Here is a 13,611-nt window from a genome sequence, read left to right as displayed (position 1 = left end):
ACGATCACCTGTTCCCTTCCAGGGAAAGGAGAAAATGAATGGCAGAGCGGTCCTTTAAAAAGGAAGTGCAGACACTCAAGATCGGCGCTGGCGAAGAGTTTCGTGGTGAGGGCATACTGGCCATCACCAAGGCACTTTTGCAGTCCGGAGTGGGTTATGTCGCCGGCTATCAGGGCGCGCCGATTTCGCATCTGATGGATGTGCTGGCAGACGCCGATGACATCCTGAAGGACCTGGGTATTCATTTCGAATCGAGCGCTTCAGAGGCGACAGCAGCAGCGACGCTGTCGGCATCGGTGATGTATCCGATACGCGGCGCAGTCACGTGGAAGTCTACCGTGGGAACGAATGTCGCCTCGGATGCACTGGCCAATCTGGCCTCGGGCGGAGTGACTGGTGGTGCCCTGGTGATTGTTGGTGAAGATTATGGCGAAGGGTCTTCTATCATGCAGGAACGTACCCATGCCTTTGCCATGAAATCACAAATGTGGATGCTGGACCCGCGCCCTAATCTTGCCTGCATGGTGGACATGGTAGAGACGGGCTTTCGCCTGTCGGAAGCCAGCAGTACACCGGTGTTTTATCAAGTGCGTATCCGTGGCTGCCATGTACACGGCCGCTTTATTGCCAAAGACAATGTAGCGCCACCGTTTACGCTTGCGCAGGCGCTGGAAACACCACGGCGTGATGCCGGTCGCATTGTATTGCCGCCGGCGGCATACGAACATGAACAGGAAAAAGTGCGTGATCGCTGGCCTGCCGCTGTCAAATTCCTCAAGGATAATCGGGTCAACGAGTTTTTTGCAGGCAACCGCGAGGATATCGGCATTATTGTGCAGGGTGGTTTGTACAACAACACCATTCGCGCACTGGGCCTGCTTGGAAAGGCGGATCATTTTGGCAAAAGCGAATTGCCTATCTATGTATTGAATGCCGTCTATCCGTTGATCAGCGACGAGGTAGAGGATTTTTGCCGGAATAAAAAAGCCGTGCTGTTGATAGAGGAGGGTCAGCCTGACTATATTGAACAGAACATTCATAGCATTCTGCGCAAGGCGGGAATCAACACACCCTTGTCAGGCAAGGATGTGCTGCCCATGGCTGGTGAGTATACGGTGCAGACTATCCGGGATGGTCTGCGGGACTTTCTGGATAACCTGCCATCGCAGCTTGTGTCGACAGCAAAGGCCGAGCCGGTCGCGAAACCTACGGTTGAACAGCCGATTGTTTTTACGTCAGTGCGTCGCCAGCAGCTTGCCGATATTATCCCGCCGCGTCCGGCGGGACTGTGTACCGGTTGTCCTGAGCGACCGGTGTTTTCGGCGCTGACACTGGCACAGGAAAAGCTTGGAGAACACCATATTTCCTGTGATATAGGCTGTCATCTTTTTTCCATTTTGCCTCCCTTTAATCTGGGTGCCACCACCATGGGTTATGGGCTGGGGGCATCCAGTGCGTCAGCATTCAATGTGAAGGCCGGCAAGCGTTCCATTTCGATCATGGGCGATGGCGGTTTCTGGCATAACGGGCTGACTTCCGGAGTTGGCAATGCCGTCTATAACAAACATGACGGTGTGATTATCATTGTTGATAATTACTACTCCTCTGCCACCGGCGGGCAGGATATCCTGTCGTCCCGGGCGGATAATGATAACCGGTCGACCAATCATCCGATAGAACAGGCGGTCAGGGGTGTGGGCGTCAAATGGGTAAGGGTGATTGACCGTACCTATGACGTATCAAAAATGCGTGCGCTCATTGAAGATGCGCTGACCTGTGCAGACTCGGGGCCCAAGGTGATTATTGCCCAGTCCGAATGTATGCTGAATCTGCAGCGGCGCGAGAAACCGGCGTTCAAAAAGGATGTCACGCAAGGCGTGCGCCGTGTCCGGCAACAGTTCGGCGTGGACCAGGATATTTGTTCCGGCGATCACGCCTGTATCCGGCTCTCGGGCTGTCCGTCGCTGACGCTGAAAGATAATGATAATCCGCTGAAAGATGACCCGGTCGCGCATGTCGAAAGCAGTTGTGTCGGCTGCGGCCATTGCGGCGAGATCGCCCATGAGGCGGTGCTGTGTCCTTCTTTTTATCGCGCCGATATTATTCATAACCCTGGCAGAAAAGATCATTTTTTGAATCGGATACGGAACACACTGATCGGTAAACTCCAGCGGCGCCATCGCGAGCGGATTGAGCGAGTCACGATATGACTGATAAAACACAGACGGCGGGTGCCGAACCCCTGAAAATAGCCATTCTTGCCATGGGAGGACAGGGTGGCGGTGTGCTTGCAGACTGGCTGGTGGATCTGGCAGAGCGAGCCGGCTGGTATGCGCAAAGCACATCTGTACCAGGCGTTGCGCAGCGCACCGGGGCGACCATTTATTACGTGGAGCTGTTTCCTCCGCCCTGGTCAATGGCGCAACCGCCGGTGCTGGCACAAATGCCGACGCCTGGCGATGTGGATGTGGTGATCAGCGCCGAGCTGATGGAAGCCGGGCGCGCCATTTTACGCGGCATTGTGACACCGGACCGGACGACGCTGCTCACGTCTGTACACCGCAGCTATGCCATCAGCGAAAAAAGCCATCCTGCTAACGGGATTGTGGATGCGGCCCAGGTCATTGCCGCAGGCAACGATACAGCGAAACATTTCTATGCCGCAGATTTGCAACGTATTGCCGAAAGCTGCGGCAGCGTGATCAGTGCCAGCCTGTTCGGTGCCCTGGCCGCCACCGCGGTCCTGCCTTTCGCCCGGGAACAATTTGAGCAGACCATTCGACTGGGCAATGTCGGTGTTCATTCGAGCTTGGCGGCGTTTGATGCCGGCTGGAATGAAATCCGCTCGGCCCGGATGCAGCAGGATACCAAGACTGCCAGTGCGCGTTTCCCGGCACTGCCGGAGAAGGCCGGAACAGCGGACGGGCAAAAGCTGCTGGACAATCTGCGCTCACGATTTCCTGTCGCGCTGCAGCCGGTCATTCTGGCGGGCTTGAGGCATTTGCTTGATTTTCAGGATGCCGATTATGCCCATGCATACCTGAACCGTATCGAAAAGATACTCGCCCTGGACAATGGCGCGGGCGGCCAGCCACGAGGCTGGACACTGACCTGGCAATTTGCGCGCTATCTGGCCACTGCCATGGCCTATGACGATGTCATCAAGGTCGCGGATCTGAAGATACGGGATTCGCGGATGCAGCGCATATCCCGGGAAGTGCGTCTGGACCAGGGACAGATGCTGGAAGTGGCAGACTATATGCATCCGCGGTTTGAAGAAGTGTGCGGCACCATGCCTGAGCGTCTTGGGCGCTGGATCGAACACTCTTTTCTGCGCAACTGGACGGCCACTCTTTTCCGCAAAGGTCGTCATCTCAGAACAAGCCGTTTGGGCGGCTATCTGCTGCTGTATGCACTGGCTTCGCGCAGGTCCAAAAGGACGGCGACATTACGCCATGCGCAGGAAATGCAATCGATTGATGATTGGACCAAAAAGATTGAAGCCGCTCTTGAGACAGACTACGAGTTCGCCGTTACCGTGACCCAGTCGCGCCGACTGGTCAAGGGGTACAGCGATACACACGCACGCAGCAGCGGCAGGTTCAGCCAACTGATGAAAGCGGCCGAGGCACTGGATGGACGGACGGATGCCGCGACGCAGTACAAGACGTTATACGAGGCTGCATTAAATGATGTCAAGGGCGAGCGTTTGCAGGCGGCATTGGCCGCCATGCCTGCTCTATGACTGTAATGAACAGGGGACTCAAGAAAGTGGAAACACTCCAGTTGCGCGTAAAGGAAACGGTAGACCTGACCGGGCAGATTCGCAAGATTGTGCTGGAACATGTGGATGGGTTGCCGTTGCCGGCCGCAACGCCCGGCGCACATGTGCGGGTTCACATCAAGGGAGCTGCCGATGATAGCAGGGCCTATTCGCTGTTGCTGCTCAATGGCAATGCCGGTGATGCAACACATTTGCAGTATGAGATCGCCGTAAAGCGTGAAGATGCAGGAAGTGGCGGCTCTCGCTACATGCATACCCTGAAAGTGGGAGACACGCTGGTGAGTGATATCCCCCGTAATGATTTCATGCTGGATCCGGCAGATCAGGCCTCGCCCGTCTTGCTGGCCGGCGGTATTGGCATTACCCCTATATTTGCCATGGCGGGTTCGCTACGGCGCGAAGGACGGCACTTTCATTTGCATTATGCCGGGCGTGATCGGGCACAAATGGCACTCGTCGACGAGCTTGAGAGCTTTGCTGGAGACAACCTGCAGCTTCATCTGGATCAGCAGGACTCGCAACTGGATATTCAGGCCCTTGTGCAGTCTATGCAGCCCGACCAGCATTTGTATGTTTGTGGCCCGGCAGGTCTGCTGGACGCGGTGCTGGCGATGACAAAGCAACAGGGAATACCGGCAGGTCGGGTGCATTTCGAGCTGTTCAACAATCCGGCAGCCAGAGCGGATGCAGGTAGCTTTCAGGTGCGGCTGGCGCAGTCGGGTAAAACCTATGAGATCCCACCGGACAAAAGCATTCTGGAAGTATTGCAGGAGCAGGGGGAAGATCCTCTGTGTGACTGCTGTCGTGGTGAATGCGGCGTGTGTCAGGTTGGGGTGCTGGAAGGTGAGCCGGATCATCGCGATTATGTGTTGTCCGATGCCGAGAAGGCGGAAGGCAAGCTGATGCAGATCTGCGTATCACGGTCGAAATCGGCGGTTTTAGTGCTTGATTTGTAAAGGCACCAACATGGCAGTTAGCCTGTTTGCAATGACAATTGTCATGCAGTAGTGGAAGAAAAATATTTCTGATGGAGTAAACGATGATGTCAGCCGGAAAGTCTGCGAACAATTACAAACAGAATCCTGAGGCGGTGCAGGCGCTGGTACGCGAGCGCGAGGTGCACCGGGATCTTTATATTGACGAAGACGTCTTCGATCTGGAAATGGCGAATCTTTTTGCGTCCACCTGGGTTTTTGTGGGCCATGAAAGCCAGATACCGAATGTAGGTGACTACTATACGACAACGGTAGGCAATGAGCCGGTTGTGATGGTGCGTCACACCGATAAATCCATCAAGGTACTCTATAATCGCTGCCCCCATCGCGGAGTGAAAGTGGCAGGTGATGTCTGTGGCAATACCGGGAAATTCTTTCGCTGTCCCTATCATGCGTGGACATTCCGCACTGATGGAAAAATTCTGGCGATCCCACTCAAAAGCGGTTACGAAAATGCCGGGCTTGATACCTGCGATGCCGCCAAAGGGATGGTTGCGGTTGACAATGTGCACGACTACCGCGGGTTCATTTTTTGCAGACTGAACAGTGAAGGCGTGTCTTTTGAGGATTTCTTCGGAGAATCGCTGTCCACAATTGACAATATGATTGACCGCTCACCTACGGGAAAGCTGCAGGTCGAGGGTGGGATTTTTCGCTATGTTCACAAATGCAATTGGAAAATGCTGGTGGACAATCAGACCGACACCTGTCACCCCATGGTGGCGCATGAATCATCGGCCGGCACGGCTGTGCATGTATGGGAAGAGGCGCCGGCAGGGACACCTAAACCGATGGCGGTGGAACTTTTCGCACCCTTTATGTCGTCGTACGAATTTTTTGACAAAATGGGTATTCAGGTATGGGAGAACGGTCACGGTCATACCGGTGTGAGCGATTCAATTCACGCTGCCTATTCGGATATTCCGGGCTACTGGGATGCCATGAGCGCGGCCTATGGCGAGGAGCGCGCGGCTCAAATTCTGGGCGACGTCCGCCACAACACAGTCTATTTTCCCAATATTCTGGTCAAGGGGCCCATACAAACGTTGCGCCTGTTCAAACCGCTTTCTGCCGGCACCACAATGGTGGAATCCTGGACATTCCGGCTGGTGGGCGCGCCCGATCTGCTGTTTGAGCGCAGCCTGATGTACAACCGGCTGATCAATGCGCCCACTTCTGTCGTCGGGCATGACGACCTGGAAATGTATGAGCGATCGCAGGAAGTGTTGCATGCGCGCAGCCACGAGTGGGTCAATTTTGCTCGTTTGTATGATCCGGCAGAGGCAGGGCAACGCAACGTTGTCACTCAGGGCACCAGCGAATGGCAGATGCGCAATCAGTATCGGACCTGGCTGCGGTTTATCAAGCCTGCACAGAATGAAGGGGTTGGCATATGAATGAACAGGATGTGATCGATTTCGTTTACCAGGAGGCCCGGCTGATTGATGAGCTGCGTCTGGACCAGTGGGTAGCGCTCTTTACCGATGACGGTTATTACTGGATGCCCCTGCAACGCGGGCAAACCGAAACGCGCTTACAGTCATCGTTGATGTACGAAGATAAGCTGTTGCTTAAAGTTCGGGTCGAGCGGTTGACCGGGAAACGTACGTTTTCGCAGCAGCCGGTGAGCTATTGCCATCATCTGCTGCAGCGACCACAGATCAGCCATGATGATCCGGCGCACGATCCGGAGAATGGCATTTATGTGGTGCGCACGGCGTTTCATTATATCGAGACTCGCCAGGACGATCAGCGCTTGTACGCGGGGTGGTCAACGCACACACTGGTAAATGAAGCAGATGTTTTGCGCATTCGTTTGAAAAAAGTTGAGCTGGTTAACCCCGATGCCGCCTTTGGCAGCATTCAGCTGTTTATGTGAGCGCCCAGTGACTCCTCAGATCGCCCAAACTGTTTACGATGCCTTTGCACAGACCGCAAAGGCCAACCCGGACAAGCCCTTTCTGCTGGTATTGCCAGAGACCGCCCAGAAATATGGAACCCGTGCTGGCCAGTTCAGCTATGGCCAGGTATTGGCGCAGGTGCATCAATGGCGTGATGCCTACCGTTCGGCGGGCTATGCGTCGGGAGATCGGGTGGCATTGCTGCTGGAAAATCGGCTGTCGTTCTTTCTGCACTGGTTCGCCCTGAATGCGCTGGGTGTCTCGGTCGTTCCCGTGAACGCGGATCTGCGTCTGGCAGAGCTACAGTATCTGCTCAGCCATTCCGAAGTGTGTCTTGTCGTTGCTATTGAAAGCCATCAGAGTCTGTTGCGAGAAGCCGGCGCCGCTGCAGGATTTTCCGTACCCGTTATATCACCTGAGGAGTCGCCGCCGGTGCGACGCAATGACAAACGTGATTACTCCGGGCCAAAACTGGATACAGAGTGTGCCTTGCTTTATACCTCGGGAACAACAGGGCAACCCAAGGGCTGTGTCTTGTCTAATCTGTATTTTCTACATGCCGGCCAGTGGTACGCGCAAACTGGCGGGTTGGCTGAAATCCGCAAGGGTGAAGAACGCATGTTGACGCCCTTGCCACTTGTGCATATGAATGCGATGGCCTATTCGGTCATGGCGATGGTGCTCAGTGCAGGTTGTCTGATTCTGCTGGATCGGTTTCATCCCCGCTCCTGGTGGCTATCGGTTAAAGACAGTGGTGCAACGATTGTCCATTACCTGGGTGTGATGCCTGCCATACTGGACAAGCTGCCAGCCTCTTCGCAAGACCGGGAACATTGTGTTCGTTTCGGTTTTGGTGCCGGGGTCGATCAAAAGCTTCATGCAAACTTTGAACAGCGTTTTGGTTTTCCGCTATTGGAGGCCTGGGCGATGACAGAAACCGGCGCCGGCGCGGTCATTATGGCAAACCGGGAACCTCGCTTTGTGGGTACCAGCTGTATCGGGATTGAAGGGGATGACGTCAGCGTTCGCATTGTTGATGAACAAGGTGACGAGGTTAAAGCGGGCGAGCAGGGCGAGCTTTGGGTGTGTCACGCTGGTGATAATCCTCGCTTCGGCTTTTTCTCACACTACCTGAAAGATACGGCAGCCACGCAAGCAGCCTGGCACGAGGGCTGGTTTAAAACCGGGGATATCGTGCGCAGGAATGAGGCCGGCTATCTGGTTTTTGTTGATCGCAAGAAGAATGTGATCCGCCGTAGCGGCGAAAACATTGCTGCAGTCGAGGTGGAAGGGGCATTAGCACGCCATCCTATGGTGCAGGCGGTGTCTGTCGCTGCTGTGCCTGATGAGGTTAGGGGAGATGAAGTGCTGGCGTGCGTCGTTCTGTCGTCTGCTGTACCGGACCGGAGTGATCCCGCGCAGCTGGCGAGTGAATTGGTGATCTGGTCCTTATCGCAACTGGCTTATTACAAGGTGCCGGGCTATGTGAGTTTTGTCAGTGAGCTTCCCCTGACCGCCACTAACAAAATTCAGCGTGGCGCCTTGCGTCAATTGGCATTTGAACTGGTTTCCGGCGGTCAGGCGATCAATACCTGCCATCTGAAAAAGCCGGGGGGACGGGCATGAGCCGGCCTGCATCCTACGAGGGCGTGGTGCTGACCATGCCCGTTACGGTACCGTATGTCAGGTATTCTATCGAGAGTGCCCATTACTGGCTTGGACGCGCATTAAAAGGACTGCTTGATGGCACTGGCCTGCCTTTGTCTGCAGTTGACGGCCTGTGCGTGTCCAGCTTTAGTCTGGGACCCGATTCTGCCGTGGGCCTGACCCAGCATTTCGGTGTGTCACCGCGCTGGCTGGATCATATCCCAATGGGGGGCGCCAGCGCCGTAGTGGCGTTGCGCCGTGCGGCACGGGCCGTACAGGCGGGTGATGCCAGTGTTGTTGCCGTGATCACCGGTGATACCAATCATGTTGACTCCTTTCGCAGGACGCTTGGACAGTTTTCCCGTTTCGCGCAAGACGCTACCTATCCATACGGTGCAGGCGGACCGAATGCCAGCTTCGCGTTGCTCACCCGCCACTATATGAACACTAGCGGTGCAACACGAGAGGACTTTGGAAAATTGTGTGTGGCTCAGCGTGACAATGCATTGCGCTATCCGTATGCGCTGATGAAAAAGCCGCTCACTATGCAACAGTATTTACAGGCCCGTCCCATCACCGAGCCGATTCATCTGTTCGATTGCGTTATGCCCTGTGCGGGTGCTGAAGCGTTTCTGGTGATGAGTGAGGCGCAGGCGCGCCGGCTTGGTCTTGCCTTTGTGCGCGTGCTGGGCACCATTGAAAGACATAACGGCTGGCCGGATGATGTGATTCAGTCGCGTGGCGGCTGGACATTGGACAGAGATTCGTTGTACGAGCAGGCCGGCGTTGGCGTAGAAGAGATGGATTTTTTGCAGGCCTATGATGATTATCCGGTGATCAATATGATGCAGCTGGAAAATCTGGGCTTTTGCGAGGCAGGTGCCGGTCCTGAATTTGTTCGTACTCACTCGTTTACCGTGGATGGTTCCTGCCCGCTCAATACTTGCGGTGGGCAATTGTCTGTGGGACAGGCAGGTGCGGCTGGAGGCACGCTGGGCATGAACGAGGCTATCAGGCAGTTGACCGGACGGGCAGACAGGACGCAGATTGCCAATGCGCGCATCGGCATGGTCAGTGGATTTGGAATGATCAATTACGATCGTGGTCTGTGTACGGCAGCTGCGATCCTGCAAAGTGGAGCGTCGGCATGACAGTCCCTTTACGCAAGCCGGCAAGAAAGAATCCAGTTGAGCGCACGCGCCAGCCAACCTTGCCTGCGGCAGCGCGCAGCCGTACTTTTCATGGCATGACGCGAGCGGCAGCGGAAGGCAGATTTGAATTACAAGTGTGTCAGGAATGCAGCAAGATTCAGTATCCACCGCGCGATGTGTGTGGGTACTGTCTGTCGCATCGGCTGCAGTGGTCTGAAGTGGATCGCCGCGCCACACTAGTGGCTACAACGGTGCTGCATCACAGTAATGATGTGTATTTCAGGGAGCGTTTGCCCTGGCGCATTGGTACGGTGCATATGACAGCTGGCCCGGTAGTGATCGCTCATGTGCATCCTGCCTGCGAAGAGGGTACGCCGGTGCAACTGGAAATGAAACTGGACAGAAGCGGCAACGCCGCCTTGTTTGCCTTACCCCCGGTGTTACCCCCTCATTACCTGGATGATCCGATGATGCGAGAAATGACCAATGATGTGAAGTTCCGACGTGTGCTGGTGACTGACGGTAAGTCGGCATTGGGGATGGCCATGATAGGGGCGTTGCTGCAGACCGATGCATCGATCATTTTTGTCGGTGACCAACAACCATGGCGACCTTGTGCCGCGTTCAATAGCCTGCTGGCCGATAGCAGGATCCAGGTTCATGCCATGGACGTGACCGATAGCGATTCGCTGGAGCGGGTGGCGGCAGAAATTGGCGGCAAGGTAGATGTACTGATCAATACGGCAGACCTGTTGCGAGACGGGGGCATGCTGGGCACCAACAATGTCAGCACAGCAAGCGACATGTTCAATGTGAGTTGCCTGGGGTTGCTGCGCCTGGCTCAGACATTTGGCGGAGCGATGGCGGGCCGGGCGGCCGATGGTGCTAACAGCGCCTCGGCATGGGTCAATATATTTTCCATTCATGCCCTGGCGAGCTTGCCCAGCCGCGGGGTCTGGTCTGCTGCTCAGGCAGGTGGCTTGTCTTTGTCCCATTGTCTGCGTGCAGAGTTACAAACGGTCGGCATCAGAGTCATGAACGTATTTACCGGTCCGGTGGATTACGAATGGGAACAGACGACACCCCCACCACGGGTCGCACCGGCCCAGATTGCCCGACAGATTGTGCAGGGCTTGGCAAACGGGCTGGAAGATGTTTACGTTGGTGACGTGGCAAATGACATCAGGGAACGGTTGCGTAGTAATGCCAAGGCGCTGGAACGTGAACTGGCAAGCGGCAATTGAGATTGACAAGGGAGAAAGCAATGACGGTATTGGTAGAACTCATGGGCGCACTTGCCTCGGGAAAAATAAAGATTGTTGATTTGACGGAAACGTTGACACCGGAGTTTCCGACGATTGTGCTTCCTCCGGAAATGGGACAGGCATGGCCGTTTCGCATTGAGGAAATCTCACGTTACGATGAGCGTGGCCCGGGTTGGTACTGGAACAACTTTTCCTGCTCCGAGCACACAGGTACCCATTTTGATGCGCCTGCGCATTGGGTTAGTGGCAAAGACCAGCCGGACAATACTGTGGATACCATTGATCCGCAGGCGTTTATTGCCCATGCCTGCGTCATTGATTGTTCTGCCGAGTCGGCCGTTTCCGCCGATTATCTGCTGACGATCGACAAAGTGCTCGAATGGGAAAAAGAGCACGGCAGGATTGCAGCTCGCTCCTGGGTGTTTATGCGTACTGATTGGTCCAAACGGGAAAAGCCCGCAGCGTATCTGAATATGCAGGAGGACGGGGCGCATTCGCCGGGGCCGGATGCCGAGGTGGTGCCATGGTTAATTCGCGAGCGCGATGTGCACGGCTTTGGGACCGAATCGGTCGGCACGGATGCAGGCCAGGCGCAGCATCTGGATCCGCCATTCCCATGCCACTATTACATGCACGGCAATAATCGGTATGGTTTACAGTGCATGACCAATCTGGATCAGCTTCCCGCAGTTGGCGCAATGATCTTTTCTGCTCCCCTGAAAATTCGTCGCGGTTCGGGTAGCCCCTTGCGCGTACTGGCATTGGTGGAACAGTAGCGGTATGCCAACACGAGGGTGTACAGCAGGAAATCATGACGGATGACATGCATAGGGATTTACGGAGAAATCAATGGCGATAGAACGCGAAGTCGCAGTCGTAACGGGAGGTAGCGCGGGTATCGGTGCTGCCATATGCACTTCTTTACTTGAGCAAGGTATGGAAGTGATTTCGCTGGCGCGACGAGCGCCCGACTTCAGCCACCCCCGGTTGCAGAGCAGGTGCGTGGATCTGCTTGACCGCAAGGCCGTCCGGGAGGTCGCGCGCGAGCTGGCAGCCGGCTATCCGGTGACGCATTTTGTGCATAACGCCGGGGTAATCCGTCCCAATCTGCTTGAGCAGGTGAGCGATGAAGATATGGATGCGCTTGCACAGTTGCATTTGACCAGTGCGCTGGCACTGACCCAGGCTTTTATTCCGTCAATGAAGAAAAAAAAATACGGGCGCATTGTACTCATTTCATCTCGTGGCGCGCTCGGCTTGCAGACACGCACTGCGTACGCAGCGACCAAGGCCGGCATGATCGGAATGGGCAGGACCTGGGCGCTGGAGCTGGCTGGATTTGGCATCACGGTCAATGTGGTGGCGCCCGGCCCGATAGCGTCGGATATGTTTTACGACGTGATTGAAGCGGGCAGCCAGCGCGAGCAATCACTGGCTGCGGCCATTCCGGTGGGGCGTATCGGCCTGCCGGATGACGTTGCCCAGGCGGTGACATTTTTTTGCGGTGCTGCCGCCGGCTTTGTGACCGGACAGGTGCTGTATGTGTGCGGGGGCAGCAGTATCGGCTCGATTACGATTTAAGGTTCGGCGTATTTCAGGTGTGATTGTCTGAAGCTCGATATTCATTTTTTTGATCGCTTGTTTTCATGTTGATCAAACAGGAGGAACAATGAGGCTGCTGTCAACGATTGTCTTTGCTGTCGGTATGTGTACCTCGGCGGCAACGTTTGCAAAAACCGTCACGGTCGGATTTATTTCGTCATTGTCTGGGCCCATTTCGTCTCTCGGGATTCCGTATGCCAATGGCGTGATAGCCGGGCACAAGGCGATAGGAAAATCGGCAGATGCCGATATCAAATTAATCCGTCTGGATGATGCGTCTGATCCCGCTACCGCAGCGCGCAATGCCCGCAAGCTGATCAATGAGGACCAGGTGGATGTGCTGATGGGAACGTCGGGCGTGCCGGGTACCATGGCCATCGCCGCCGTAGCAAACGAAAGCAAGGTCCCATTCATTGCCATCTCGCCGGTTGCCAATGTGTCGCCGGCCACGGCTGAATGGATGGTGAGTGTCGCTCAGCCAACCGAATTGATGATCAATGCGGTGGTCGATCACATGAAAGCCCATGGCGTGAAAACCGTGTCCTATATTGGGTTTTCGGATGCATGGGGGGATCTGGCCTATGACGCATTGAAAAAGCACGCGGCACAGGTTGGGATAGAACTGCTAAATGACGAACGTTATTCACGCACGGATGCATCGGTCACTGGCCAGATGTTGAAAATCCGCGCTAGAAAGCCCGATGCCATTTTGGCGGGAACCTCGGGTACGCCGGCGGCGCTACCCTACCTGGAACTGAAAAAGCTCGGCTACAAGGGCAAGGTCTATGGTACGCACGGTTTGATCAATAGCGATTTCATTCGTGTTGTAGGTAGGGCGGGCGACGATATTCTTGCGCCTACCGGTCCGGTGACGGTTGCGGAGCAGTTACCGGATGCCAATCCGGTAAAGAGAGTGGCACTGGCCTACCGCGATGCATTTGCTGCGGCGTTCCCCAAGGGCACGCCAGACGTATTTTCTGCATGGTCCTATGACGCATGGCTGTTGCTCGTGTCGGCAACTGCTGAGGCACAGGCACACGCAGAACCGGGAACACCTGCTTATCGACAGGCAGTGATGGAGGCCATTTTCAGGACACATGAGTTGGCGGGAACGCATGGTGTATATAACTATAAGCGCGGGAGCCCTTTCGGCACGGATGAACGGGCACGAGTTGTAGTTCGCTTGCTGGGTGGTAAATGGAAGCTGGAAAACGAGTAAACAGGTTCTCGGTCCGACCCGAGTGCGACCGGGCCGATCCATACGGA

11 protein-coding genes are annotated in these 13,611 nt (G+C 55.4%); all 11 read left to right on the top strand.

Annotation, left to right across the window (positions count from 1 at the left end; genetic code table 11):
- The first annotated feature begins 38 nt into the window (after window positions 1-38).
- The 11 genes from MIM_RS17270 (at window position 39) to MIM_RS17220 (ending at window position 13,564) form a co-directional block, all read left to right on the top strand.
- On the top strand, window positions 39-2,210 hold the full coding sequence (locus MIM_RS17270; RefSeq protein ID WP_025374012.1) for an indolepyruvate ferredoxin oxidoreductase subunit alpha: 2,172 nt from the start codon (window positions 39-41) through the stop codon (window positions 2,208-2,210).
- Window positions 2,207-3,745 (top strand): indolepyruvate oxidoreductase subunit beta family protein, encoded by a 1,539-nt coding sequence (locus MIM_RS17265; protein ID WP_025374011.1) that lies wholly within the window; start codon window positions 2,207-2,209, stop codon window positions 3,743-3,745. The genes MIM_RS17270 and MIM_RS17265 overlap by 4 nt, the downstream gene beginning before the upstream one ends.
- On the top strand, window positions 3,742-4,740 hold the full coding sequence (locus tag MIM_RS17260) for a PDR/VanB family oxidoreductase (protein ID WP_245592764.1): 999 nt from the start codon (window positions 3,742-3,744) through the stop codon (window positions 4,738-4,740). Before MIM_RS17265 ends, MIM_RS17260 begins: the two co-directional genes overlap by 4 nt.
- 83 nt (window positions 4,741-4,823) lie before the next feature.
- Window positions 4,824-6,176, top strand: a complete 1,353-nt coding sequence (locus MIM_RS17255) for an aromatic ring-hydroxylating dioxygenase subunit alpha (RefSeq protein ID WP_025374009.1) — start codon at window positions 4,824-4,826, stop codon at window positions 6,174-6,176.
- The gene (locus MIM_RS17250) at window positions 6,173-6,658 is read left to right on the top strand and encodes an aromatic-ring-hydroxylating dioxygenase subunit beta (RefSeq protein ID WP_025374008.1); all 486 of its coding nucleotides are present in this window, start codon (window positions 6,173-6,175) and stop codon (window positions 6,656-6,658) included. Before MIM_RS17255 ends, MIM_RS17250 begins: the two co-directional genes overlap by 4 nt.
- 7 nt (window positions 6,659-6,665) lie before the next feature.
- On the top strand, window positions 6,666-8,306 hold the full coding sequence (locus tag MIM_RS17245) for an AMP-binding protein (RefSeq protein ID WP_407638122.1): 1,641 nt from the start codon (window positions 6,666-6,668) through the stop codon (window positions 8,304-8,306).
- The gene (locus MIM_RS17240; RefSeq protein WP_025374006.1) at window positions 8,303-9,478 is read left to right on the top strand and encodes a thiolase family protein; all 1,176 of its coding nucleotides are present in this window, start codon (window positions 8,303-8,305) and stop codon (window positions 9,476-9,478) included. Before MIM_RS17245 ends, MIM_RS17240 begins: the two co-directional genes overlap by 4 nt.
- Window positions 9,475-10,722, top strand: coding sequence for an SDR family NAD(P)-dependent oxidoreductase (locus tag MIM_RS17235; protein WP_025374005.1), 1,248 nt, complete (start codon window positions 9,475-9,477; stop codon window positions 10,720-10,722). The genes MIM_RS17240 and MIM_RS17235 overlap by 4 nt, the downstream gene beginning before the upstream one ends.
- Window positions 10,723-10,742: 20 nt before the next feature.
- Window positions 10,743-11,519 carry a cyclase family protein gene (locus MIM_RS17230; protein ID WP_025374004.1) on the top strand — a complete coding sequence of 259 codons (777 nt, stop codon included), beginning with the start codon at window positions 10,743-10,745 and terminating at the stop codon, window positions 11,517-11,519.
- Window positions 11,520-11,592: 73 nt separating this feature from the next.
- Window positions 11,593-12,324, top strand: coding sequence for an SDR family NAD(P)-dependent oxidoreductase (locus MIM_RS17225; RefSeq protein ID WP_042070495.1), 732 nt, complete (start codon window positions 11,593-11,595; stop codon window positions 12,322-12,324).
- A gap of 88 nt (window positions 12,325-12,412) precedes the next feature.
- The gene (locus MIM_RS17220) at window positions 12,413-13,564 is read left to right on the top strand and encodes an ABC transporter substrate-binding protein (protein ID WP_025374002.1); all 1,152 of its coding nucleotides are present in this window, start codon (window positions 12,413-12,415) and stop codon (window positions 13,562-13,564) included.
- Window positions 13,565-13,611: the final 47 nt, after the last annotated feature.

Origin of the sequence: Advenella mimigardefordensis DPN7, assembly GCF_000521505.1 — a bacterium.
Classification (GTDB): domain Bacteria; phylum Pseudomonadota; class Gammaproteobacteria; order Burkholderiales; family Burkholderiaceae_B; genus Advenella; species Advenella mimigardefordensis.
The sequence above is the reverse complement of the archived record's forward strand: the minus strand, read 5'-3'. Positions and strand labels throughout refer to the sequence as shown.

Excerpts from the sequence above, each read along its gene's own strand:
- MIM_RS17270 (WP_025374012.1), top strand. The coding sequence starts at position 39 with ATGGCAGAGCGGTCCTTTAAAAAGGAAGTGCAGACACTCAAGATCGGC.
- MIM_RS17265 (WP_025374011.1), top strand. The coding sequence starts at position 2,207 with ATGACTGATAAAACACAGACGGCGGGTGCCGAACCCCTGAAAATAGCC.
- MIM_RS17260 (WP_245592764.1), top strand. The coding sequence starts at position 3,742 with ATGACTGTAATGAACAGGGGACTCAAGAAAGTGGAAACACTCCAGTTG.
- MIM_RS17255 (WP_025374009.1), top strand. The coding sequence starts at position 4,824 with ATGATGTCAGCCGGAAAGTCTGCGAACAATTACAAACAGAATCCTGAG.
- MIM_RS17250 (WP_025374008.1), top strand. The coding sequence starts at position 6,173 with ATGAATGAACAGGATGTGATCGATTTCGTTTACCAGGAGGCCCGGCTG.
- MIM_RS17240 (WP_025374006.1), top strand. The coding sequence starts at position 8,303 with ATGAGCCGGCCTGCATCCTACGAGGGCGTGGTGCTGACCATGCCCGTT.
- MIM_RS17235 (WP_025374005.1), top strand. The coding sequence starts at position 9,475 with ATGACAGTCCCTTTACGCAAGCCGGCAAGAAAGAATCCAGTTGAGCGC.
- MIM_RS17230 (WP_025374004.1), top strand. The coding sequence starts at position 10,743 with ATGACGGTATTGGTAGAACTCATGGGCGCACTTGCCTCGGGAAAAATA.
- MIM_RS17225 (WP_042070495.1), top strand. The coding sequence starts at position 11,593 with ATGGCGATAGAACGCGAAGTCGCAGTCGTAACGGGAGGTAGCGCGGGT.
- MIM_RS17220 (WP_025374002.1), top strand. The coding sequence starts at position 12,413 with ATGAGGCTGCTGTCAACGATTGTCTTTGCTGTCGGTATGTGTACCTCG.